The organism is Emticicia agri (assembly GCF_004168285.1).
GTDB classification, from domain to species: domain Bacteria; phylum Bacteroidota; class Bacteroidia; order Cytophagales; family Spirosomataceae; genus Emticicia; species Emticicia agri.
This window is the reverse complement of record NZ_SEWF01000041.1, coordinates 19,553-43,480: the sequence shown is the minus strand read 5'-3', so window position 1 is coordinate 43,480 and position 23,928 is coordinate 19,553. Positions and strand designations below refer to the sequence as shown.

Annotated in this window: 21 protein-coding genes; 14 read left to right on the top strand and 7 right to left on the bottom strand. The window is 40.2% G+C overall.

Annotated elements, in window-relative coordinates; translation table 11 throughout:
• Positions 1 to 4,729, bottom strand: a 4,729-nt coding sequence (locus EWM59_RS21385; protein ID WP_130023295.1) for a beta strand repeat-containing protein, incomplete at its 3' end; no start/stop codon positions are given.
• 126 nt (positions 4,730 to 4,855) lie between these two features.
• Positions 4,856 to 5,224, bottom strand: coding sequence for a LytR/AlgR family response regulator transcription factor (locus tag EWM59_RS21380; RefSeq protein ID WP_165372261.1), 369 nt, complete (start codon positions 5,222 to 5,224; stop codon positions 4,856 to 4,858).
• A gap of 414 nt (positions 5,225 to 5,638) precedes the next feature.
• Between EWM59_RS21380 and EWM59_RS21375 the strand changes: the two genes are divergently transcribed.
• The 7 genes from EWM59_RS21375 to EWM59_RS21350 all read left to right on the top strand — a co-directional run bounded on the left by EWM59_RS21375 (position 5,639) and on the right by EWM59_RS21350 (position 9,740).
• Positions 5,639 to 6,091, top strand: a complete 453-nt coding sequence (locus tag EWM59_RS21375) for a hypothetical protein (protein WP_130023293.1) — start codon at positions 5,639 to 5,641, stop codon at positions 6,089 to 6,091.
• Positions 6,082 to 6,243, top strand: coding sequence for a hypothetical protein (locus EWM59_RS27765; RefSeq protein ID WP_165372260.1), 162 nt, complete (start codon positions 6,082 to 6,084; stop codon positions 6,241 to 6,243). The genes EWM59_RS21375 and EWM59_RS27765 overlap by 10 nt, the downstream gene beginning before the upstream one ends.
• 99 nt (positions 6,244 to 6,342) lie before the next feature.
• A complete protein-coding gene (locus tag EWM59_RS21370) occupies positions 6,343 to 6,915 on the top strand; it encodes a Crp/Fnr family transcriptional regulator (protein ID WP_130023292.1) in 573 nt (190 codons plus the stop codon).
• A 107-nt stretch (positions 6,916 to 7,022) separates the two neighbouring features.
• Positions 7,023 to 7,652, top strand: a complete 630-nt coding sequence (locus EWM59_RS21365) for a hypothetical protein (protein WP_130023291.1) — start codon at positions 7,023 to 7,025, stop codon at positions 7,650 to 7,652.
• A 10-nt stretch (positions 7,653 to 7,662) separates the two neighbouring features.
• Positions 7,663 to 8,094 carry a DUF6326 family protein gene (locus tag EWM59_RS21360; protein ID WP_130023290.1) on the top strand — a complete coding sequence of 144 codons (432 nt, stop codon included), beginning with the start codon at positions 7,663 to 7,665 and terminating at the stop codon, positions 8,092 to 8,094.
• 260 nt (positions 8,095 to 8,354) lie between these two features.
• Positions 8,355 to 8,744 (top strand): hypothetical protein, encoded by a 390-nt coding sequence (locus tag EWM59_RS21355; protein WP_130023289.1) that lies wholly within the window; start codon positions 8,355 to 8,357, stop codon positions 8,742 to 8,744.
• Between the two features lie 105 nt (positions 8,745 to 8,849).
• Positions 8,850 to 9,740, top strand: coding sequence for a CPBP family intramembrane glutamic endopeptidase (locus EWM59_RS21350; RefSeq protein ID WP_165372259.1), 891 nt, complete (start codon positions 8,850 to 8,852; stop codon positions 9,738 to 9,740).
• Positions 9,741 to 9,994: 254 nt separating this feature from the next.
• Here EWM59_RS21350 and EWM59_RS21345 read toward each other — a convergent pair whose 3' ends face one another.
• Positions 9,995 to 10,432: an energy transducer TonB gene (locus EWM59_RS21345; RefSeq protein ID WP_130023287.1), complete on the bottom strand. Its 438-nt coding sequence runs from the start codon at positions 10,430 to 10,432 to the stop codon at positions 9,995 to 9,997.
• Positions 10,433 to 10,631: 199 nt separating this feature from the next.
• Here EWM59_RS21345 and EWM59_RS21340 point away from each other — a divergent pair, with 199 nt between their 5' ends.
• The 7 genes from EWM59_RS21340 (at position 10,632) to EWM59_RS21315 (ending at position 19,745) form a co-directional block, all read left to right on the top strand.
• A complete protein-coding gene (locus EWM59_RS21340) occupies positions 10,632 to 11,714 on the top strand; it encodes a tail fiber domain-containing protein (protein WP_130023286.1) in 1,083 nt (360 codons plus the stop codon).
• 130 nt (positions 11,715 to 11,844) lie between these two features.
• Entirely contained in the window at positions 11,845 to 12,219 is a 375-nt protein-coding gene (locus tag EWM59_RS21335) for a glyoxalase superfamily protein (protein WP_130023285.1), read from the top strand.
• 116 nt (positions 12,220 to 12,335) lie between these two features.
• Complete coding sequence (locus EWM59_RS21330; RefSeq protein ID WP_130023284.1) at positions 12,336 to 12,701, top strand: DUF6331 family protein; 366 nt, start codon at positions 12,336 to 12,338, stop codon at positions 12,699 to 12,701.
• Positions 12,702 to 13,000: 299 nt separating this feature from the next.
• Complete coding sequence (locus EWM59_RS21325) at positions 13,001 to 17,212, top strand: YCF48-related protein (RefSeq protein ID WP_130023283.1); 4,212 nt, start codon at positions 13,001 to 13,003, stop codon at positions 17,210 to 17,212.
• 450 nt (positions 17,213 to 17,662) lie between these two features.
• Complete coding sequence (locus EWM59_RS21320; RefSeq protein ID WP_130023282.1) at positions 17,663 to 18,709, top strand: vWA domain-containing protein; 1,047 nt, start codon at positions 17,663 to 17,665, stop codon at positions 18,707 to 18,709.
• Between the two features lie 328 nt (positions 18,710 to 19,037).
• A complete protein-coding gene (locus EWM59_RS27760) occupies positions 19,038 to 19,178 on the top strand; it encodes a hypothetical protein (RefSeq protein WP_165372258.1) in 141 nt (46 codons plus the stop codon).
• 165 nt (positions 19,179 to 19,343) lie between these two features.
• A complete protein-coding gene (locus EWM59_RS21315) occupies positions 19,344 to 19,745 on the top strand; it encodes a hypothetical protein (RefSeq protein ID WP_130023281.1) in 402 nt (133 codons plus the stop codon).
• 133 nt (positions 19,746 to 19,878) lie between these two features.
• On the opposite strand, the gene EWM59_RS21310 is transcribed toward EWM59_RS21315, so the two are convergent.
• The 4 genes from EWM59_RS21310 to EWM59_RS21295 all read right to left on the bottom strand — a co-directional run bounded on the left by EWM59_RS21310 (position 19,879) and on the right by EWM59_RS21295 (position 23,909).
• Complete coding sequence (locus EWM59_RS21310) at positions 19,879 to 20,262, bottom strand: hypothetical protein (protein ID WP_130023280.1); 384 nt, start codon at positions 20,260 to 20,262, stop codon at positions 19,879 to 19,881.
• The gene (locus tag EWM59_RS21305) at positions 20,259 to 20,750 is read right to left on the bottom strand and encodes a phage holin family protein (RefSeq protein ID WP_165372257.1); all 492 of its coding nucleotides are present in this window, start codon (positions 20,748 to 20,750) and stop codon (positions 20,259 to 20,261) included. Before EWM59_RS21305 ends, EWM59_RS21310 begins: the two co-directional genes overlap by 4 nt.
• A 65-nt stretch (positions 20,751 to 20,815) precedes the next feature.
• Complete coding sequence (locus tag EWM59_RS21300; RefSeq protein ID WP_130023278.1) at positions 20,816 to 21,346, bottom strand: N-acetylmuramoyl-L-alanine amidase; 531 nt, start codon at positions 21,344 to 21,346, stop codon at positions 20,816 to 20,818.
• A gap of 97 nt (positions 21,347 to 21,443) precedes the next feature.
• Positions 21,444 to 23,909 carry a beta-galactosidase gene (locus tag EWM59_RS21295; RefSeq protein ID WP_165372256.1) on the bottom strand — a complete coding sequence of 822 codons (2,466 nt, stop codon included), beginning with the start codon at positions 23,907 to 23,909 and terminating at the stop codon, positions 21,444 to 21,446.
• Positions 23,910 to 23,928: the final 19 nt, after the last annotated feature.

Below are 23,928 nucleotides of genomic sequence, written 5' to 3'. Positions count from 1 at the left end.
GTAACCCTGTTACTGTTGAACTGGCCGGACTGGTGCAACTACCTACTGTACAAGTAGCAGAAATACTATATGTACCCACACTTGAAAGCGTCAGACTCGTACCTGATGAACCATTCGACCAATTGACTGTCCCTGCACAACCGCTGGCCGTTAAGGTTAAAGTACTTGGTGCACACACCACTAAAGAACCCGGAGGAGTAATGGTTGGGGCTGTTGGTTGAGCTACAATTTGTAACCCTATTACTGTTGAACTGGCTGGACTTGTACAAGACCCAACTGTACAAGTAGCAGAAATACTATACGTGCCAACACTTGATAAAACTATACTTGTGCCTGATGAACCATTCGACCAGTTGACTGTCCCTGCACAACCACTTGCCGTTAAGGTTAAAGTACTCGGTGCACACACCACTAAAGAACCCGGAGGGGTAATGGTTGGGGCGGCTGGTTGAGCTACAATTTGTAGTCCTGTTACTGCTACACTGGCCGGAGAAATACAAGACCCAACTGTACAGGTGGCTGTAATGGTATAGGTACCTACACTTGATAAAACTATACTTGTGCCTGATGAGCCATTTGACCAGTTGACTGTGCCTGCACAACCACTGGCCGTTAAAGTAAGCGTGCTTGGCGAACAAACTACTTTCATAGCCGGGGCTGTAATCGTTGGAGCAGAAGGCTGACTGACAATCTGTAAGCCTGTGACTGCTGGACTTGGAGGACTGGTACAAGAGCCAACCGTACAAGTCGCAGTTATTGAATAAGTGCCTACACTTGATAAAACTATACTTGTACCTGATGAACCATTCGACCAGTTGACTGTTCCACCACATCCACTTGCTGTTAATGTAAGCGTACTCGGTGCACAGACTACTTTGGTAGCCGGGGCTGTAATCGTTGGTGCAGTTGGTTGAGCTACAATCTGCAAACCTGTAACTGCTGCACTGGCCGGAGAAATACAAGACCCAACTGTACAGGTCGCTGTGATACTATATGTGCCTACACTTGAAAGTGTCAGACTACTACCTGATGAACCATTCGACCAGTTTACTGTCCCACCACATCCACTTGCGGTCAGCGTTAAGGTACTTGGTGCACAAACTACTTTGGTAGCCGGGGCTGTAATCGTTGGTGCAGTTGGTTGAGCTACAATCTGTAAGCCTGCGACTGCTGCACTGGCCGGAGAAATACAAGACCCAACTGTACAGGTAGCTGTAATGCTGTAAGTGCCTACACTTGATAAAACTACACTTGTGCCTGATGAACCATTTGACCAGTTCACTATTCCATCACAACCACTTGCCGTTAATGTAAGCGTGCTTGGTGAACAGACTACTTTGGTAGCCGGGGCTGTAATCGTTGGTGCAGAGGGTTGAGCTACAATCTGTAATCCTGTGACTGCTGCACTTGGCACACTTGTACAAGAACCAACTGTACAAGTCGCTGTAATACTATAAGTTCCCACAATTGAAAGTGTCAAACTCGTACCTGATGAACCATTCGACCAGTTGACTGTCCCACCACATCCACTTGCGGTCAGCGTTAAGGTACTTGGTGCACAGACTACTTTTGGATTTGGTGCATTGATTGTCGGTGCTGATGGTTGGGCTACAATTTGTAGTCCTGTTACTGCTACACTTGCCGGAGAAATACAGCTACCCACGGTACAAGTAGCAGAAATACTATAAGTGCCTACACTTGAAAGCGTTAAGCTACTACCTGATGAACCATTCGACCAGTTGACTGTGCCTGCACAACCACTGCCCGTTAAGGTTAAAGTATTTGGCGAACACACCACTTTTGGATTCGGTGCATTGATAGTTGGGGCTGCTGGTTGAGCTACAATTTGTAACCCTGTGACTGCTGCACTGGCCGGACTGGTGCAAGAGCCGTCTGTACAAGTAGCAGAAATGGCATATGTACCTACCGTTGAGAGAGTTAAACTCGTGCCTGACGAGCCATTCGACCAGGTAATTGTGCCTGTGCAGTCGCTGGTTGTTAAAGTAAGCGTGCCTGGTGCGCAAACTACTTTTGGATTTGGCGCATTGATGATTGGGGCTGGAGGTACACTATTAACAGTTACTAAACTGGTTGCTACTCTGCCACTTTCACAATTACTACTTTTGCAGGATGCGTAATAAGTAGTAGCAGTAGTAGGGCTTTGATTCAAAGGAGAACCTGTACCAATCGTGCTTCCACCAGTTGCCTGCTTGTACCAGGTAATTGTTCCTGTATTGCATGAAGCTGTTAAAGATACTGAGTTACCTAAGCAAATAGCTGTTTGACTCACTAAAACAGAAGCAGGCTTTGCATTATCAAATATAAATGGTACGACAAATGTACAAGTGCCGTTGTTTACTTGGGTATATAAAGTTTGCGTACCTGATGGAATGGTATTATTTGCCACAAATATATTGCTGCCCGAAGTATAAGTACCTGCCTGAATTGTTGCCGCCACATTCGTATAAATACCATTTACAGTATAATTATTTGCTAAGGCACGTGTAAATATGGCGCAGGTATTGGTAATAATCATTCTGTTATTCGTAATTCCTGTCACACTATTGGCTTTCAGTACGCCATTATTAGTGAACGTACCGGTATTAGCAAAATCATACTCATCAGGCATTTGAATGAGGCCTGCATTGGTTGTGGTTGATCCATCATTGTCATAATTACCAGCTGTCATGATAATCTTACCACAGGCATTATTAGTAATGCCTGATCCGTTTAAGTTTGATATCCCAAAACCATTGGTAATAGTAATAGTTCCATCATTAATCAGCGTACCCTCATTCAAACTCAGAGCGTAGGATAATCCTGAGTAATTAATAGCTCCGTGATTCGTAATAGTAGACAAATTTCCGACAATATATCTTAATCCATATCCATCAGTGAGATTGATAATTCCTGTACTTTCATTGGTTATCGTAGCATTTGCATTAACATTAGCAACTATTCCGGAAATACTATTATTCAAATTCATTGTTCCACGGTTAGTAATATCTCCAGCAAAAATACTCATTCCGATACCAGATACAGCTGTACTGATAGTACCCTCATTGATGATAGATCCTCCATACGAAGTAATGGATGCTAATGATGAACTTGATACGCTTAAGGTAGCACCATTACTTACTGTAAGTATAGCACCTGCATTGACGTACAATTCCTTAATAGCAGGCACTGCACCTGAAATGACGGGTTGATTGCTCTGCAAACTAATAGCTACTGCGCTATTCGTATTATCTGGCACCCAGGCAGGGTTCCAGTTGCAGGGGTTATTCCAATCGGCACTTATAGCTCCTGTCCAGTAAATCGTTACATTGCCGGGAGATGTGCTAAGTGGCGTACAAGGTGTATAAGTAACAGAAACAGTGGTACTTGGGTCGCTTATACAGGTATTCGTACCTGTACATCGGGCAAAGAATGTTTTATTGGCTGCAATGGTGGGTGTATTGTCAGGTAGAGCAATGGTACTATTGGCTGTATCGTACCAACTGATTGTGGCCGGAGAATCGCAGCCGCTTGCTGTGAGCGTGGTTGTACCTGATACTATAAAATTTGATGGTATTGCTGTTGGGCTTGTTGGCGCCGATGGCGCAGTACTAAGGGTTACAGCATCAGTGCTTGCTCTGCTACTTACACAGTTTTCGCTTTCACAAGAAGTGTAATAAGTAGTATTAACAGCAGGGCTATGGCTCAATGATGAACCAGTACCAATGGCACTTCCACCAGTTGCCTGATTGTACCAGGTAATTGTTCCTGATGCACAAGTAGCCGTTAGCAAAACTGAACTACCTGGGCAAACGGTAGTATTATTAACCGAAATTCCTGTGGGAGCCAGACAATTGATTACCTGCGAAAGGGTATCAGAAGTGCTGGGTTCAACCGTACCATCTCCATTATATGTTGCGGTGATACTATGCGTACCAACTGTTAGGGTATTGGTTGAAAATGTGGCTATTCCTCCACTTAAAGCAACTGTGCTTAGTGTGGTGCTTCCATCCTTAAAAGTAACTGTACCAGTAGCCGAACTGGGTAAAACAGTTGCAGTAAATAGTACATTCTCTCCTTCATCAGCAGGATTGTTATCAGAGGTAAGCGTAGTTCCTTCGTTTGTGCCTAACCTATAACAAATAGTTCCACTAAAGTTTCTGTAGCGAAAATTTGTAGAAAAAGGATAGGCTTTACCAACCCCTCCTAAAACCATCAGATTTATATCAGTAGCTAATGTATCACCAGATGCGGCTGTGGTTACATAATTTACGCCACCACTAACCGTATTTGTTATATAAAAAGCATAGGTTTCGCCTGCAGGTATTACCACATCAACTAATATTGGAATACGGGTAGGTAGACCGGCGCCTTCCGATACAATATTATTCACAGAATCAATGCGTGTCCAACTGCCAGGCGTATCTTCAGTACCCAAATACGAGCCGGGATGATACCAGATTTCATAAGTGGCAGTACCAGCATATAGATTTGCGTCAAAGTATTTAATTGTAAGGGTATTGGTGGCTTTCACATCAAACATAATACCTCTTGAGCCATTATTCGTTGTATAGGTTGTTACCAGACTTAGGCCATCGCAAACAGCAGCGTCTGCAGTTGTTGGTAGGTAAGTGTTTATTTTTTTGGAAACAAAATCAGGGTCGTCTGAATGTACCTGGCTAAATCCTTTATAAGTACTAAGAATGAGTAGGAGGAATAAAAATTTTTTCATATGTGGTTGGTGATTCAAATTGTTATTGTGTTTGTCTGAAATAAAGCAGTAGTGTAAGAGAGGAGAGAAATCGTTGAAGGTAAAAATCTTTAAGAAATCCCCATTTCTTTCTAACACGAAAGTTCTTTAATGCTCATCGTTGATTGTTCTGGATTTTTTCAGAAAGCCTTTTATTCGTCTTCTCGAAATAATAATTGATTCATTATTGCCCATTCTGATAGTGGCAACTTCTTTCTGATAACTAACCATATAATTCAGGTTGATAATAACAGAGCGGTTCGGTCTGAAGAATGATTGATTGAACAAGCGTTGTTCAAAGGTTCTGAGTGTTCGGGAAGATAAAACAGAGCGGCCATCTTCCATTAAGATGTTTGTGTAATTAATGCAGGCTTTGAGCATTAATATCTCACTATACTTAATAGTCAAATGTCTGTCAATAGTCAGGAGCAATTCGTTGTTCATCGGGTAGAGGTCAATGGTAAATTTGAGAGGCAAAACTAAAGTATAATTTCAGGTGAGTGTTATCTCATTTTGGACATTCTTTTGCTCATTTTGAACATTGTATGTAAAAAAGCTATTTTTTTTAAGTTTTTGAGGCAAAAAGCTACTCTATACTTTTGCTGCACCTGTTGAGATATAAAGACCCTCAAGAGTTTTTCATTAGCTGAAATACGCCACCCTGAATCTTCTTTTTTGATTCTTTTTGTCATTTAAAAAGATCTTGACGGTTATTTACTCTGATAAAAATAGCAGGAGCTTTAGTGTAGTTGTTTAATCTATTACAAATATGAACATTCATTCCCTTATTTATCATTTCGTTAAGAGAACAAAAAATATTTAAATATCAGGTACTTAGCAGTAAAACCTTCGTTTCTTTTAGTATTTTTAGTCTGTCAAAACAACACTTCTATGATACTTTTGCAGGCTACTTTATTTTTAGGATTTTTATTGATACCACTTCCTCTCGTTACTTTTGCCCATGTATGTGGTTTACATGTATTTGTGCGGGCCATGCTCAAAAAGCAGGAGGATTTCAATACTGCTCAACGTGTAGGCGTCGGGGTGATTTTTCTGATTTTAGTTTACCTCGCCAAATATGCCATTGCTTTCTGGTCTTTATTATTTGCTCCGTTTGGGCTCATTGGCCTTAAATTTCCTGTGCTGGCTATTGTTATAGGTGTATTGAGCCTGATAGCATTACTCGTATTTGAAGCACAGAATATATACGAACAGTTTTTTAAAACCAACCAAACCCGTTTTTCAGCTAAATATTACGTGCTTTCAATGGCTATGAGCATAGTAGTGTTTGCCTGCACTATGGGCGGACTATACTGGTTTTTAGAAGATATACAATGGGATTGATAGCAAAGATGGCTATCAACTACAAACTATTAGCGCATTTGCTTTTAATCTATTCTTTGCGTTCGGCATTGAGTTCTTTTTTAGAAACAGGCACAAAAGATATATTGCTTGTCAGGAGCAGCTATGTCTTATACAAAAAAGAAAAGGACTGAACAGAAAATCAAAAGCAAAGAGTAGCTTTACTATGTTCCGAACCCTTGTTTTTTTCATACCTTTGTTTTTTGTAAATGCAGGATTTTGATTATTGAAAAATGGAAAAAATACTATTCGACTTTATCTCTAAATACATTTCACTTACAGATGATGAAAGGAACGTTTTACTTTCGTTAAACTTGTTTCACTCAGTAAAGAAAGGAACTGTTTTACTCAAAGAAGGACAAAAATCGAAAGACAGCTACTTTGTTCTAAAAGGCTGCATTCGGTCTTATTATTTTGTAGATGGTGAAGAAAGAACCACTGCTTTCTACACCGAAATGGAAGCCTTGACACCTGCTTGTGCCCTAAGTAAAACTCCGTCCGGATATTATATAAGTTGCTCAGAAGACACTCTACTTATTATTTCAAATGCGGATATGGAAGAAGAAGTAAACAGTAAATTTCCGAAGTTTGACATAATGTGTAGAATGTTTTCAGCGGAACTTTTAGCCAAACAACGAATAGACTTTGACGAGTTTAAAACTTCTTCGCCCGAACAACGATACCTGAACTTACTACAAAAAAGACCAGACTTACTTCAACGTGTTCCACAACATCAGTTAGCAAGTTATCTGGGCATCACGCCTCAATCACTTAGCAGATTAAGAAGTCGGCTTGTGAAGAAATAACACCTGTCCTTCTAAACTTATATGGCGAAGTCATTTATTAACTTTAGTTAACGAGTTATAGCATCCGGCTAATCTAATTTTGCAGTATCATTATAATAGTAAAAGATATGCAAAAGAAAGTTTTATGGATTGTACTTGCCGCAGTGCTGGCAAGCAGTTTACAGGTAAATGCACAATATGCCAAAACAGACAGCACCTATCATAAATGGTTTGTCGGGACTTCTTTATTTGTGTTATTCGGGAATTTTGACACAAAAAACCCTCCCAATTTTGTTCAAATAGATATTGGGTATCGGCTTACAGGTAAAGACGTAATTAGAATTTCTCCTAAAACCTGGAAATACGCATGGCCCAATGGTATCCACCCATTTTTAAATAAGGCTTACAAAAAACCGGAAGAAAAATTTCCCGGCTATGTACGTGAGTATGGGGTAACAGTTTCTTACGCCCGATTTTTATGGAAGGGTTTCTATGCCCAACTTGATGTGATGCCTACCTATCAGATTTTTGCGAATGAGAATGGAAATAAAATAGATAATGGTTTTCAGATTTTCAATTCGTACCGAATGGGCTATCACATCAAACTCTTCAAGGACAAGTTTTTCTTTCAACCGTCAGTTTGTATGACCCATCGGGCATATCACACCCAACTGCCTGATGGGTTTAAACAGTTGGATGACAAATGGTCTAAATTCATTTTTCCTGAGCCTGGACTTAATGTCGGATTTAACTTTTAGTAGAAAACTTATGAATACAGATAAAATACCACAAAACGCATTGCAAGACTTCAAAGTCAGCGTGAAACTAAAGATTGCTACACTATGGGCGAGTTTTATGTTTCTATATGCCTACGTTGATTATTTCCATTTATATATGCCCGGCTCCATAAAAGATATATTGGCAGGGAAAGTATTTGTATTTGATATTTCATACATCTTTCTACTGATAGCAATGATTTTGGTAACTATACCAACCCTTATGATTTTCCTTTCTATTGCCCTGCCGGCTAAAATAAATCGCTTGACAAACATAATCGTGGCAGCCGTATTGATTCCTTATATGTTGTTTAATTTGGCTGGCGAGGCTTGGTTGCATATGTATTTTGCTGCTGTGGTAGAAGTAGTTCTTCTATGTTTGATTATCTGTTCTGCGTGGAAATGGCCTCATATTGAAGCATAAAAAACCAGTAACGAAACTTTCCAATTGTTGGGGCAACTGGTTTTAGTAGTGAATGCAACCATATGCAGCCAAAGCAACTGAAATTGTTCTAATTCTGTATACCACTTATTTCAAAGAAGGGATTGCTTTAAACAAAAAGCAACGTAACATTCAAAAAGCAGAACCGATATTCAAAAGGTAGTAATCATTAAAAAAGTAGAAATGAAATTGAGAAAGTCATTATAAAAGAGTAAAATTTAAAAATTAACAGTATAAGGGTCATGAAAAAATTAGCTATTACATTAATTACAGTTCTTACCGTTTTTACCTCTTGCAGTAAAGATGACACTAACGTAACAAACAACTCATCACGCACGATTCGATATGAGCTAACAGGAAATTTTACAGGAAACAATATCATTACAGCCTACACCACGGCAAGTGGTGGAACCATTACTGAACAGATAGCATCGCTTCCCTGGACTAAAGAAATTACTTTCGATGCTGGTGTATCAGGAGCGAACATTACAATATCAGGTGCTGGTGGTATGGCGGGGCAACAAGCTACGCTTGTTATAAAAAGAGGCGGAAATCCTGTAGGGTCTCCTACTACCGCTACAGCAGATGCTGGGGGAACACTTATCATAGCAGCTCCTGTAATAGTTTTCTAAAAGAAAAAAATAAATAAGTATCCTTAATAACTGTGAAATCCTACTAAGGAACCTGTTAGTGGCAATTTTGACAAACTCCCTAAATTAATAATGAGACAAGAAATTATGAAAACAAAAAAACAAGTTTCCATCTACATTGCACTTTTACTGATTGTTAGCTGGTTAATTCAAATTTTAGCAATTTCTATTACAGGAGACATTAATAGTGATGCTGCAAGAATTTGGCTTGTAGGAGCAATGCTGTCACCGCTTATTGTAACAATATTTTTTCTCAACAGAAACATGAATTTAAGACAAAAACTTTTATGGAAGCCAAACTCAAAAATTTTTATCACTTCATTTTTCGCCATTCTAATTCCTATATTTATTGCATTTGCAGTTTTAATAATCATTCAACAATTCAACTACGGACAATCAGAATGGTTTAGTTTTTCAATTTCAAGTGTAAATATTACAGGGGGACCTTTTTTTTTAGGAAAAGGAATTCAATCTTGGTTAGTATTTGTAGCAAACATATTTGTTACTGGGGCAGCATTTGCCCTGCTGAATGCCTTGGTAGCTACAGGAGAAGAATTTGCTTGGCGTGGTTTGTTACAACCCTTACTTACAGACCAATTTGGTTTGGTTAAGGGCGTAACAATTTTAGGTTTTATTTGGTCAATGTGGCATTTGCCTGCTTTGCTCAATGGTTATAACTACCCAGACAATCCTGTTATTGGAAGTTTTATACTTTTTCCGATTAGGCTTATTGCGACATCATATTTTTATGCTTGGCTTACCCTAAAAAGTAACAGCTTTATACCTGCTTCAATTGCACATGGAGCATTGAATGGAATTCAGACAGCAATTGTTGCAAATATAAAAATGAATGCAAGTCAAATCTATGAAAATATGATAACAATAACATTGACAGTCATAATTGGATTAATATTTCTTGCTTTAACACATAGACAAATTTTAATAAAAAAAAAGAAAGTGTATAAAAACTGCCACTAACATTGTATTGGCAATAGTGGGGCGACAATTAAAAAAGCTTTTGCTATTCTATTGAGCCATTTGGTTTTATTTTCCCGTGCTTTTTTTACACCAATATTAAGCGCAACGTAATCATTTTCGCTCAGTTTAAAAGTATATTCAAATTGCATAGCTCATTCTTACACCCCTATTTGTCAGGCAAATATCAGTTTTTTGTTTCAGGATAGGTTTTCAGATTAATTAAATACAAGCATGAGTGATAGCCGGATAACTACTCAGCGAAGCGGTTCGTTTGCTTTGGTCATTAATCGGTTATTGTTTTTTATATAGTCCAGTTCATAATACACTTCTGTACTGACAGGCACTTTGTTGCTTATTTGTCCGGGAAGCCATTTGAAAGGATTGCTTGTTATCAGTTTATGTGCATACTCATCATAACCCTGCCCGATGCCTCTCCATATTTTAGGGTTTAGTATATTCCCCTCTTTGTCAACAACAAATACGAGGGTTACTCTTGTAGTTTTCTTTGTACTGGCCGGAGCAGCTTTACCAATCTTTTCGTTATGTGTAGCAAGCCATTCGGTAAATTCTGTAGTGGGCGATGGTTTAACTTTCAGCTCGCCACTTTCGCAGGAATAAACTTTAGTTTCCTGTACAGAGGCGCCCATCATACTTACAAGCAGGCAGAGAATAATAGTCAGGTTTTTCAGCATTTTTTAAAACTTTTTTGGTCAATAATCAACAAAAACACAGGTTATTAGTTTCATTCAATAATACTTCACAATAATAAAACATTCGGAGTAAATCTGCAACTTATCACGGCTTTCCGTAATTGACTACACGGTTTTCGGGTGATAATTTTACTACCAGAAACATAGCTCATTGTAACACTAATTTTCAAAATTATCAATCATGAAAAAACTCCTATTCTTCTCTTTGCTCATTAGCTTAAACACATGGGGTCAAACCAAAATTGAGGCTTATATTGACTCCTCTGAAACAGGCACTAAATCCGTCATTATAGGCTATAACAGAAAAACGAGTGATAACGGTGATGCACTCAGAGGTATCACGCTCACTAAATATGGCAGTGGAGTAGTTGGCGTAGGCTATGGATTTTTCGGAAAAGGCGTGTATGGCATTGCTGATTCGGGGACGGGTGCTGATAACGGCATTGGGGTATATGGCTTTTCACAGGTGTTTGAAGGGGTACATGGGTTGAGCAATGGCCCGTTCGGGATAGGTGTTTCGGGTGAGTGTTATAGTTATTATGGCGTATTAGGTACCACAGCTTACGGCAACGGGGTACGTGGCATTGCTACCCATGCCGGTATTGGCGGTTATTTTTCATCAACTTCCGGGCATGCCCTTATTACAAACAGTGGCAATGTAGGCATTGGTATCAGTGCACCAATTAATATTTTAGAAGTAAACGGAAGAGCAAGATTAAGACATACAGGCAATACGGCTGGTATCTGGATGAATAATTCTGCCAATAGCGCAAGTGTGGCTGACGGTGCTTTTTATGGCATGAAAAACGATACAGAAGCCGGAATCTGGATTGGCAATAACTGGCGTTTCTGGGTAAATAGTGCAGGCAATGGTTACCTTAACGGCAACCTGATTCAAACGTCTGATAAAAGGCTAAAAAAGGATTTTTCTCCTTTGCATAATTCCTTACAAACTATTGCTCAACTGAATGGCTATCATTACAAATGGTTGGAAGAAAGCCGTAGCAAAGACCTGCAAACAGGCTTAATAGCACAAGAAGTACAAAAGATTTTCCCTGAATTGGTACAAACAGACGAAAAAGGCTTCTTATCTGTCAACTATATCGGATTAGTACCTCACCTGATTGAAGCAGTAAAAGAACTCCGCAATGAAAATAATGCACTGAAAGGCAAAAACCAATCTTTAGAAAGCAGACTGGATAAAATAGAAGCCCTGCTGACAGCTCAACTACAACAGCTTGTGGATGGTGCGAAGAGTAAATAAGGGTTCATTATAGTCTTATCTAAACAAACCTTAGCTATTTATATATAGTTAAGGTTTGTTTTGTTATATTTACTTATCAAAACTCAACCTTAGTTTTGTCATTTCAGCTATTTAATTACCTACAAAAGACATGAAAATTATCCCGCTCTTTAAATGCCATCATATGCAGGAGGCAATAGATTTCTATACACAGGTATTGGATTTCAGGCAGAAATATCCTGAAGAAACAGCCAATGATGCCGTAGTAGATTTAATCAATGAAGAGGCCGAATTACAGCTTACCCAATATGAAAGCGATACCCTTTACGGGAGTGTGGTAAATATAGTAGTAACCGACATTGATGAAAGATTTCAACGCTATCTCGACAGAGGTCTGGATATTTCAGGCAAAACCAACTCGCCCGTACATCAGGAGCCAATAGACCAGACATGGGGTAGCAGAGAATTTTATGTAACCGACCCAAGCGGCAATACCCTGAGATTCAGACAATGGCAAAGGGAATAAGCATCAAAAAAATAGGACAAAATGATGTTTTGGTTTTAAGTTTGCTGATTCATAAGTGACTTTATGCTTTTTTTGCTTCTTAATAAACATAGCCTTATAAAAACCAAACATGCCAAATGAAAGAAGGAATCAGTATCAGTAAGACCGAATGGATTAAATGGGTCGATTTTGAAGAACCAAGAACAAAATCTTTAAATATTGATGGATTAATGGGTTCTGTGAAAGACTTATTGAATCGACTGGAGGTACATTGTGCAGCAGATTGCTGTGGGGTTGATGCCTTTAGTTTCTGGAAAGAAGATATAAAATCTGTTGCCTCAAAAATGGATAAAGGAAGTATTTTATCTGACCTGAAAAAACTAAAAGCCATCATTCCGGTTTTAGACAGCAACGAACTGGAAAGTATCCGGCTGAATACTGTTTTCCCAAAACCTGTTTTTACCCAATTAGTTGACCACATGATTGTTTCAATAGAAGGGTAGCCTCCTCCCTATCTGCTATTAATCTGTCAGCCATCAGAGCCTTGTTAAATTTATAATATTTCCTATAGCAGGGTTCCTGTTTGCATCTTTAATTTCCCTATCTTTGCCTCATTCTAAACATATCCAAAGGCTGTCTGATTGAAAAAGTATTCGCTGCATATCTTTTCCTGTTGCCATTTGAGTTTTATGCGTATTTGTATGCCATCTTAAAGATAGCAGGCAAACTATTGTGCTGTTCAGAAAAGATATTGTTTGATACTGATAATTGAAGGACATGGCTTGATACATACCTTGGTACCATGAAAAGGTTTTTTAGCCTGATTACTGTTTTTTTTGTTTTTGTACAAAGTGCTTTGCTTGCACAGACTTCGCCGCCTGTTATTACAGGTAGCTCTACTAATTTTTGTCCTCTTATAAGTACCACGCCTGTTACCCTTACTGCCACAGGTTGTGCCGGAAGTATCCGATGGAGTATCGGTACAACAGGCAGCGTTATTACTGTTTCTGTTGGTGGTACTTATGCTGCCAGTTGTATCACCAATAATGGTACAAGCACAAGCCTGCCCTACCATATCGAGTCTGGCAGTTCGGGCGTTTTAAGTCAGGTTGGTAATAGTTGCGCCAATAGTTCAGTGGTGTTGCAAACTTCTCTGCCGTTGAATACTTATCCTGAGTACAGCAGAGACGGAAATTTTCTTCCACATATCAATAGTTATACTTATAAGGCATTAGATGCCGGAAACTACACCTTTACGGCAGTACAAAAAGACATCACCATTTCAGGCAATCAGGCAACTAATTCTACCTTAAAAATTAACGATGTATTCTTTATCAATGCTAATAAAGGCTGGGCTGTGGGCAGAGGAACTTTTATACTTTCTACTACCAATGGCGGACAAACCTGGAATAAAACCTCTATCGGCCTTGATGTTGAGTTGAAAGACGTATTTTTTGTGAATGAACTAACCGGATGGGCAGCGGGCTATGGCAGTAAACTCTATAAAACAACCGATGGCGGTGCTTCGTGGGCACTACAGACCGTGAATGAAATTTTCAGTTATGATATTATTAATGCTGTATTTTTTACCGATATCAATAATGGCTTTGTGGCTGTAAGTAACCGATGGTATTACAGAACAACAAATGGCGGTGCTTCGTGGACACTGGCAGGTGGCGGAGGCAATACTGAAATGGTTGACTTATTTTTTGCCAACCAATATAATGGCTGGGTACTGACAGATGGCAGTATAAGAAGAACTACAGATGGCGGATGGAGTTGGGAGAGTATTTTTATTCAGAACCTTATAGCGTTACATACTTCTGATATTTTCTTTATTAATGCCTATGAAGGATGGATTGTGGGCGATAATGGCTATATTACACATACAACCGACGGCGGACAAACCTGGCAACCTCAGCAGTCAAATACCAATCTTAAGCTGAACAGAATTGTGTTTACCAATGCGAAAGAAGGATGGATTGTGGGTGAAAAAGGACTGCTTCTCTATACTAACGATGGGGGCAATTTCTGGATACGGAAAAACCTCGGTTCAGATAAAAATTTTACCGGGCTGTTTTTTACCGATGCCAAAACCGGATGGGTAAGTGGTGAAGAGGGTGTTATTAAGAAAATAACGGCTAATCTTATCAGATACTGCCCGTCAAACGCCATTGTGCTTAAACCGAGTCCGGCTGCGCCGCAGGTCTCAAAAGCCGCCTGTAATGCTACTCAGGTAGTCCTAACTGCTACCGGATGCACCGGGGTTGTGAGTTGGAGCAATGGGGCAACGGGGAGTGCGGTTACCGTTAATAGCAGTGGCACTTATACAGCGGCCTGTGTAGTAAATGGCTGTCGGAGCATAGATAGCAAGCCCGAGACTGTAAACATTGGCCCAAGCGGAACACTTATAGCCGACAATGGCAATACCTGCCTGAACGCAAGCCCAAGACTTTCAATGACTGGGCTTGGTTCTAACTACGGCTTTGAATGGCGTAAAGATGGAGTTCCGTTTGATAACGGCAACCGCACAGATTTTAATCCGACAGCTACAGGAACGTATGAAGTTGTTCCCTACCTGAAAGGAGAAAAATTCTGGGAATGGCAAGCACCTGACGTACCCAATTTTGCTGTTTTTGCCACGTCTATGTCGGCACCCAATAAGGCATGGGCAGTTGGCGAAAAAGGGTATATTATGTATTCGGAAGACGGCGGCACCAACTGGAAGTATATTCTGATTGATGCAACGCTGAGTTTTGATGATATACAATTTGTGAATGAGCAAACCGGATTTGTTGTGGGCTCAAAAGATCATGACCATTATATCATTAAAACAACTGATGGAGGTAAGCACTGGCAGAAAATATTTCTCAATAACTCGATTAATAGTTTATTGAAGATATTTTTTCTCGACGAAAATACAGGTTGGGCCGTAGGTACATCAAGAACTATCATGAAAACCACCAATGGCGGGTTGAACTGGTTTGCGCAATCGCATGACCCGTATAGCCAAGAGCACCTGCTTTCGGTTTTTTTTGTGAATAGTAACCACGGGTGGGCAACAGGTTCATTGGGGGTTATTCTGAATACCACAGACGGAGGTAACAGTTGGCATAACCAGACTTCACCTGATGTTTTTTCAGGTTTTTTTGATGTGGTGTTTCTTAACCAACAGAAAGGGATTATTGTGGGTGAAGACGGAGCCATTGTAAGAACCAACGATGGTGGTAATACCTGGAAACTTGATAGTGCGGCCAGAAGTAATTTTCGGCAAGACTATAACCGTATAGTATTTATTAATGAAACCACCGGATGGATTTTCGGAACAGGCTGTGTTTTAAACACTATCGACGGCGGAACTACCTGGGGAATCAGCAGAGTCGCCATGAATTCGAGTTATAAATTAGGCGGTGATTTTTATGATGCCCAACACGGCATGATGGGAGGCTCGGGCGGAACCATTATTGTTACTCATAACGGAGGACACTCATGGAATGCCATCTACCCTCCTGTGGTAGAAGCATACAAGGAGGTTTATTTCAGTGATGCCTACAATGGGCGAGTGCTTGGCGATGTTAATATAGGCACTACCAACAACGGAGGCAGAACCTGGACATTTACACAGCCTGTACCGCTGATTAATGATTTGCTGATTGACATTCATTACCTCAATAATAAGGTCTGGTTAATAACCAGTAAAAAAATCTATTATTCATCTGACGGAGGTCTTAACTGGACGGAGCAATATACGCAACCCAACTCTAAAACATTCAGCAGTGTATTTTTTAAAGACCAGAATAATGGTTGGGTAACAGGCAGTAGAGAACTCCTGTTAAAAACAACTAATGGAGGTACCACCTGGGCGGTCGTTCCTTTACCTACTGATAATGTTGTGCTTACCGATATTCATTTTATGCAGAACAAAGGTTGGCTCATAGGCGAACAAGGGCGTATGTACTATTCCGACGATTCGGGTGCTACCTGGACTTTACAGGAGAATATGACAGAGAGTTATATGGCCGATGTTTTCTTTCTCAATGCCAACGTGGGCTGGATTGGTACTGGTAATGAACTTTTCAGAACCACTAATGATGGAGTTTCATGGCAACGCATCAGTTATTATTCTTTTCCTTTCAGCAAGATTCATTTTGCTACGCCAGCCAAAGGGTGGGCATTATTAGGCGGGAAATTGGCGACCAGTTACGATGGAGGTATTTCATGGGCAATAGAAGCCCAATCTCCGGGTTTTAATGCAAGTATTTTTGCTTTAAACGAAGAAGCGGTTATGATAGTCGGAGGGGGTTATAACGGGATTCAGAAATTTTACAATGCACCCACTTTTTACTGTCCGACCAACAGCATTGTTATGAGTAATCCTAACCCTCCTACCCTGAGTTCGTTTACCACTGTGCTTTGCGCCAATAAAACCCTTACACTCACAGCATCTAATTGTTCGGGAACGGTTACCTGGAGTAACGGACAAACAGGGTCTGTGATTACTGTAAATGCCGCCGGAACTTACAGGGCTACCTGCACCACCAATAGCTGCGCAAGCAATGCCAGTAATGCCATTCAGATTACCCAGTCTGCCAATTGCTATGCCATTACTATTGCACCCGGCAATGTCTATGCCTGTCCGAATAAACCCATTACGCTAACCGCCAACGGGTGTCCGGGTAATAATGTAGTGTGGTCTAACAATATGTCAGGCAATACCATACAGGTAAGTTTAGCTACTGCCACCACCATTGAAGCCTTTTGCCGGAATGGTGGAAGCCAGACCGTGAGCATCAGTGTGGCTGTTGATGACCTGAACCTGACCACCAATCTGCAAGGAGGCGAACATTTTTATCAGGTAAATAAAAGTATCCAGTCGAGCAGTAGAATCAATACTAATGGCACATCGCCTGCTAAAGTTGATTATGTAAGCGGAAAATCTATTCTCTTGAAGCCTGGTTTTGAAGCCTCACAGCAGAATCTTTTTAAAGCAGAAATACGAACCTGTCAGAATTAAGCAGGCTTTATACAAAAAATACCTCCACCAGAAGCAGAGGTATTTCCTTAATCAAACAATTAACAATTTAACTGCTCTATGGAACAGCCTTAAAAGCGTATGCTATTAAGTTTTTTTATAAATGGCAGGGCTTGGCAGCCCTGTTTTTTATTTCTCTCAAATACCTGCCTGAAAGCGTATTATCCGTCACAGAATCTGTTACACTTTGTCAAACTTATTCAATCAAGCCGAAAGTACCAATTAAAAAATTATTAAGAGACGTTTTTACTACCCGTCAGTGGTAAAGTTTTATACCAGAAAGTTAGGCTGATAACTACCGTTAAATTTATTATTACCCCCCTACCATCACATTTGGCGTTTTTTTTCGTTAGAAATGCAGAGACCAAACACAAGAAATACTTAATTTGCAAGACTTTTACGTGCTTATACTAAATAAAACCTATTTTCACCATGACAAAGAAGTTTTTCCTTGGCGGTTTACTCATGCTCTGTGCGATTCTTTTTAACTCCTGCGAACCAGACAACAACCGCAATTGCCCCGATATTTTTTACGACGACCTGAAAATTACGGCTATTTCTGAGCCTAAAATTGTGCCGGGTACCAGCAAGCTGAGTATGATATTGAAAGTCAATATCAATTCAAGTAGTTTTCTTCCGGTGTCAGGTTTAACTACAGGTAACTTTAAGGTATATGAACAAGGCACCAACGACGAATGTGCCAATGCCATTTCGGAAAGCGAGGCCAACAAACAGTTTTCGCCAAGTCCGCAGAAATTCAGACATAATACCATGATAGTGCTCGATTTAAGTGCCAGTGTTACTTCTACGGCCTTAACACAGTTGAAAAGCTCTACTATCAGTTTTATCAATAATATTATCACTACTTCGGGCGACGATTCTTATCTGGTGAGTATTGCGTGGTTTGATGGAGAAGATAAGCTGAATACCCTTGTTGACTTTACGTCTGATAAAAACAAACTGACCAATGCAGTCCAGAACCTGAGTGCCAGTCTCTCGAAAGACCCATCGACTGATTTGTATGGCGCAGTTATCAAATCGGTTGATAAAGCAGAACAACGACTGAAAGATTTGCAGAAAGAAAGCTATATATCAGCCTATTCGATTGTGATATTTACCGACGGAACCGACCAGGCCGCCCGTTATTCGAAACAGGTTGCGCTTAATAAAGTAAATGGTGCCAACTCTAAAATCTCTTTATTTACCATTGGTCTGGGTACTGAAATCGACAAATCGGTTCTGACCACTATCGGTAAAAACGGGGCGGTTTTCCCACAGAACAAAAATGAATTGGAAGCTAAATTCATCGAACTGGCAAGGGTAGTAAGAGGCGAAGCCAACAGTTATTACCTGTTTGAATACTGCTCACCCAAAAGAGCCGGAAAAGTTGGTTTGGTGCTTGTAGTAGCCTACGACGCCAAAAAAGGCACCTACACGACCAAATTTGATGCAACCGGTTTGACGGGGAATTGTTTTTAGGCAATAAAAATTCTCCACTTGTGGCGCGAGCATCCTGCTCGCAGTTAGTTGACCGGGAATTGTTTTTAAGGGATAGAATTTTAGGTAAAACCCCTCTTCTGTTTTTGACTTGGAGAGGGGTTTTGTGTTAACTGTTAATTATAGGCTTTTATTAGATATACAGTTCTGTACCTATACAATTTCGTATATATACAAAACTGTATAGGTAAATCCCAAATCTACTCAAACAAAACAAATCGCCATTTGTTATATACATTATTCATTCACACAAAATCAGTAAGACAATGAACCCCACACTGGCAATAAAAAAGATGCGAATGGCAAAGAGATGGTTGTTATCACGTTTGAAGATGGCAAAGAGGTGATTACGGCGGTAACACCCGACGGTGACATAAAACTGATGGTTTTTAATGCTACTTTTGAGGTAAAACACAATGGTACCGAGAGTATGCTGCTGAAACTGAAATGAAAGGGCCTTTCTTCGTATATACAATTACAGTGAAGGCCATATAAGTAGTAAACTTTTGCAATATCAACAAAAGCTGTATAACTGGGTAATATCTGCTACAATAATTGACCAAGAGTTTGCTTGGTACGATTTTTTAGTAATTATATAGTAAATAATTCTACAATCATGAAAATTGCGCTTTCTGAAAAAAGAGCGTCGAATGCGATTCTCTTATCCTATCTTATCTGTGCACTTTGCACTATTTGTGCCTATTTTACTTTTGAAGGCAGATTCTTTGTTGTATCGCTACAAATTTCGATTCTGGTTTTTGTTTGTACCTGTATTGCTACAGCCGTAAAAGCATCGTCGGTAGATAATTTTTATTTACCTCCGGTTGAAGTACATATTTCTAACAAACGCTGGGAAAAATGTATTGACTGGTGGAACAATTTACCGGAAGACGAACTGGCTTACAATATCCGCAGACTGAATGAAATGAATACACGCAATGCCTATATTTTATTGAGAGCTTTTGAACACCTTGAACTGTTTGAAAAGTGTTCTATCATTAAAAGAGCCATTAGCTGAAGGGTTTAAGGGATAAAAAAAGAACTAACCCAATAGATTAGTTCTTTAGCTAAACCCAAAAAGTAAAATGTAGAATGTACCTACTCAGTCTATTTACGGTAAATATCCTTAAAAGGTTGCCTGTGAGGCTATTCTACAAAAACTTCCGTTTCTTTCTGGCTCGTTCGAGGTCTTTCCGGAGTTCTAATACCTTCGCTTCGAGCGTAGCTCTGTCTTTATTTATCTGAATGACGCTGTCTCGCATTACTACAATAACCGACTGAAAAGAGGTTGCCATACCCTGGGTGAGGGCATATAATTCGGTGGCATTCTTGGTATCTATCAGACTTTTGGCCAACCATGTTTTATGCAATTGTAGCGAATCCTGCAAGGTTTTTCTTTCGGCTTTCAACAGTTTGTTTTCCTGCACCAGTATCTTGCGCTCTTTTAATTTACTGAATGTAGTCTGCACCCAGATAGTTGCGGCAATGCCGCCTGCCAGGGCAAGGCCTGTCAGAATAAGGCTTAATCGGTTCATGTAGTTTCAGAATTAGTGTCTATTAATTTTTTGGCATCTGCGCCACCTGTATTGATGAAATTTTCTACTTTATCTATTACAGCATGAGGCGTATGGATACCAAATATGAGTGTAACATTGGTTTTGATAGACAGGAATTCGATTCCTGCAAAAAAAAGCATGGTGGTCATCATGGGTATATTCAGATAATAACTGTTGATGAATGGCACCCCGTCTTTGATATTCATCAGGAAGAGCATCATCGTAAATGTCCAGAGAGCTATCAGAAAAATAACATAGCCCAATACCTTTCGGGTAGCTTTTTCTTTCAGTACTTTATAATTGTACTGATTCTTTTGTTTGGCTAAACGTACACCTGTATAGGTATCAATGGCGATGAGCAAAAACAGGAAGATAAATAATATACCATCAACCTGCCACGACTCTATCACAAACTTCAGTAAAGTGGCTAATAAGGCAAAAAATGAAATCATATAGGGATGATTCATGATTTGCTGTTTAAAATTGAACATCATTGTTTTCATGCGGATACCGCTTTTATTGTGTGGAAATTTTACTCTATTTTTTGAGCTAACACTCGGGCAATTCCCTCTGCCAACAGGCCAAAGAAAGTATCATACTGCTGCCTATCATAGTTGTTTGAGAGAAAGCAGATTTCTATCAGCACATTTCGTCCGGCAGGGCGCATCATTCCCAGGCGTTTATGCTGACTGTCATGCTCTTTTTTCACTCCCCTGTTTCTGATTAGCAGGGTTGAGGCAATAGTGTTTACCAATTCAGTTGCCAGATTCAGTTCGGCAGCATTGGCATTATCAGCTACAAAAACCTCGCACCCGCTGGCGGTAGCTGCTCCGGCATTGAAGTGTAAATCGCAGATGATATCATCAGGTTTCGAGCGTTTGGTAATTTCGTTGATAGTCCGGTTTAAATCCCAGTCATCAGCGTCTGTCCAAACTTTCAATCCTTTATCGGTCAATAGTCTGGCGATAGCATTCCGAAGCCGGACGGTTTCATCAGCTTCCTTTCGCCCATTGTAAGTAGCACCGGCATCTTTTTTATGGTGTCCGGCTGTTAAAAATAACATGGCATTCTTTCTTTATGAATTATTTTTTAGTCATTGCAAAACCGTGTGGCAAATCTGCCAGTCCGAACACATTGACGATTACATTGCGTCGGAAAAATCAATTTCTATTACAATTCAATTTCACCTGCGGAATCGTAGTATTAGGAATGTTAGACACATCTAACACATAAGACTGTTCGCCATCTGCGGCAGATATAATCTGGTCTTTCAGATTGATTGAGTTTTGTCCATTGCCCGGGTCTAATATATCTATCAGGAACTGCAAACTAACCGTACCTGTATTGGTCATATAAATCGTATAAGGCCCGTCAGATTTAGGCAGATAAAAAACAGAGTCTTCCCCTTCTACGCCTGGATACCGCCTATCAGGGTGATTATTGTTTTCTTTCGGTTGATACCCCGTAAAAGGGTCTGGAGCTACACGCCGATAACCCGCCTTTTGTACGTTACTTACATACACAGTACCCGAATTACCCACAATCCGCCAGTTAGACTTGGCTAAATCTCCTGTACTGGGGTAAGTGATTGTATGAGTTGGCGAGAGGAATCTGAAATAATTCTGATTATAATTATTCAAAACTGCCTGATTCCCTGCCGCCACAGCATCAGTATAGCCAAAAGATTTGATAGCAGGTGAATGCAGACAGAACGTATGCAATGCCCCGTAAATACTTATCGGATACGCACAACCGCTTGTATTCTCCCCAAACCCAAAATCAGAACTCTGAATCATCTTGATTCGGGTAGTATTGCTCCCGCCTGCGGCTTTCCAGGCATTCAGCAGAAAATTCGGATTTTCTAATTGCTGTCCTACAGAATATTCTAACTCAATGCCCGGATTAGGCACCGGATTCGTATAAGTATCCATATACTGCTTTATTGCCGTTATTACTTGCAACATGGTAGGGTAATACTCATTATGGTTAGGTATTACCATCATATGCGTAGCGCCATTCTGAATGGCGCCATATGCCATTTGTAACAGTTTGTCTTTTACCTGTTCGGCATTGGCTGCACCATATTGTGTTGCTGCATCGTCGTCGCTTAGTTCTGTACCAAACTTACCTCCATACACCGAGCGGAACACATCTACCGTAATAGCCAAATCAGGGTGCGAGTTCATAATACCTAACTGAGCTTTCAGCATATCACTATATCCTCCCAATCCTCCCATTTCATTCACCAACAGCGACTGTCGAAGCGGTGAATAAATATCCGTAACAGACCCGAATTCCAGCACAAATTTTACTTTGCTCTCCGAATTATCCAGTATAATCTGACGCACGTCAGATAGATAGTTCTTTAGCTGTCTGTTATTGAATCGCCACCAGTCTTTACCCTTATTAGTGGCAAAAACAGCACACAACAGTTCAGGTGGTGTTTGAGGATTTGGAGTAGTGACGCCTGATTTAGGCGGCTGAATCACCGCAAAAGAGGCATTTGATTCACCCCATGAGGCGTTTAATTCCTCAATCGTCTCATATTCATTTTCCATGAAAGCACGGAAAGCAGCAATACTTGGCGGCGAGTAGTCATAAATAGTCGGGTGCAATACTTTTGTATTTCCCGAATATTTGTAAGGCTGATTCGTGAAAGTTCCTACACTGGCAGTTGTGGCCATTTCGGTATCTGACCCAATAGTAGTAACTATCAATCGTTCGCCGTTGATAACAATAGGGTTATTTTCATTGAATGTAGTCAGAAAAGTAGTGCCTGCGCCTATCAGGTTAGTATTGCCTGAGCCTGCTTCTGTCGAAACCACCCCCGGTCCTTGTTCATAGATATAAGGCTGATTTTCGTAATTATAGGCCGCTTCATTCTGTCCGGTCATCCCGTCAGCTGCCCATAAAACCCGTCCGTCTGTTCTGTCCCAATAACGGGCTATCAGTTTGCCTACAAATTCCTTGCACTTATCCAAACCTGCTTCATAAGATAACGACACATGGCCACTACCATACTGAATACGGGAAGGGTAGTTCATCTCGTCCTGCATCTGGTGCGTCCACAAATCATAATACCCATTTTCACCATAAAAAATAGCATCATCCAAATCAGTACAGATTCTAAAAGATACAGTTGTATCATCGGCAATACCCATTACATGGTCTACCAATTCATCGATGTCTGCCCATGAAGAATTATCATTGGCCACTAACTCAGCATAGGTAGGAAATATCAGCCCCATTTCTACCTTAATCAGATAGTCTCTGATGCCGTAATCATATACCTGTGAATAACGGGTTTTAGTATTTTCAATTCCTGTATCAACTACGTGCTGCTGGTAGTAGGTTATAAACTTTCTGGTGGCAAAAGTATCAATATCGCCACCCCCATACCCGTCAGGCCAGTTTAGTTCATCTATTGCCGTTTCCAAGTCATCAAAATACCCGTTCACGGCATTTCCACGGCTGACGGGGTTTGTGCCGACATTAATATGCGTACCGCTGGCATCTGTTCTGAGATAATAGTATCTGGTATCATAGGTGCCATTTGTATCATCTTTGCTTTTCACCCGATACAGACCCACATAATTTCCTTCTCCGTCAGAGAGGATAAAATTCATGAAAAAGGGTTTTGAATAA

Bases quoted from the DNA above. Each gene is read 5' to 3' on its own strand.
- EWM59_RS21375 (WP_130023293.1), top strand. From the start codon at position 5,639: ATGATACTTTTGCAGGCTACTTTATTTTTAGGATTTTTATTGATACCA.
- EWM59_RS27765 (WP_165372260.1), top strand. From the start codon at position 6,082: ATGGGATTGATAGCAAAGATGGCTATCAACTACAAACTATTAGCGCAT.
- EWM59_RS21370 (WP_130023292.1), top strand. From the start codon at position 6,343: ATGGAAAAAATACTATTCGACTTTATCTCTAAATACATTTCACTTACA.
- EWM59_RS21365 (WP_130023291.1), top strand. From the start codon at position 7,023: ATGCAAAAGAAAGTTTTATGGATTGTACTTGCCGCAGTGCTGGCAAGC.
- EWM59_RS21360 (WP_130023290.1), top strand. From the start codon at position 7,663: ATGAATACAGATAAAATACCACAAAACGCATTGCAAGACTTCAAAGTC.
- EWM59_RS21355 (WP_130023289.1), top strand. From the start codon at position 8,355: ATGAAAAAATTAGCTATTACATTAATTACAGTTCTTACCGTTTTTACC.
- EWM59_RS21350 (WP_165372259.1), top strand. From the start codon at position 8,850: ATGAAAACAAAAAAACAAGTTTCCATCTACATTGCACTTTTACTGATT.
- EWM59_RS21345 (WP_130023287.1), bottom strand. From the start codon at position 10,432: ATGCTGAAAAACCTGACTATTATTCTCTGCCTGCTTGTAAGTATGATG.
- EWM59_RS21340 (WP_130023286.1), top strand. From the start codon at position 10,632: ATGAAAAAACTCCTATTCTTCTCTTTGCTCATTAGCTTAAACACATGG.
- EWM59_RS21335 (WP_130023285.1), top strand. From the start codon at position 11,845: ATGAAAATTATCCCGCTCTTTAAATGCCATCATATGCAGGAGGCAATA.
- EWM59_RS21330 (WP_130023284.1), top strand. From the start codon at position 12,336: ATGAAAGAAGGAATCAGTATCAGTAAGACCGAATGGATTAAATGGGTC.
- EWM59_RS21325 (WP_130023283.1), top strand. From the start codon at position 13,001: ATGAAAAGGTTTTTTAGCCTGATTACTGTTTTTTTTGTTTTTGTACAA.
- EWM59_RS21320 (WP_130023282.1), top strand. From the start codon at position 17,663: ATGACAAAGAAGTTTTTCCTTGGCGGTTTACTCATGCTCTGTGCGATT.
- EWM59_RS27760 (WP_165372258.1), top strand. From the start codon at position 19,038: ATGGTTGTTATCACGTTTGAAGATGGCAAAGAGGTGATTACGGCGGTA.
- EWM59_RS21315 (WP_130023281.1), top strand. From the start codon at position 19,344: ATGAAAATTGCGCTTTCTGAAAAAAGAGCGTCGAATGCGATTCTCTTA.
- EWM59_RS21310 (WP_130023280.1), bottom strand. From the start codon at position 20,262: ATGAACCGATTAAGCCTTATTCTGACAGGCCTTGCCCTGGCAGGCGGC.
- EWM59_RS21305 (WP_165372257.1), bottom strand. From the start codon at position 20,750: ATGAATCATCCCTATATGATTTCATTTTTTGCCTTATTAGCCACTTTA.
- EWM59_RS21300 (WP_130023278.1), bottom strand. From the start codon at position 21,346: ATGTTATTTTTAACAGCCGGACACCATAAAAAAGATGCCGGTGCTACT.
- EWM59_RS21295 (WP_165372256.1), bottom strand. From the start codon at position 23,909: ATGAATTTTATCCTCTCTGACGGAGAAGGAAATTATGTGGGTCTGTAT.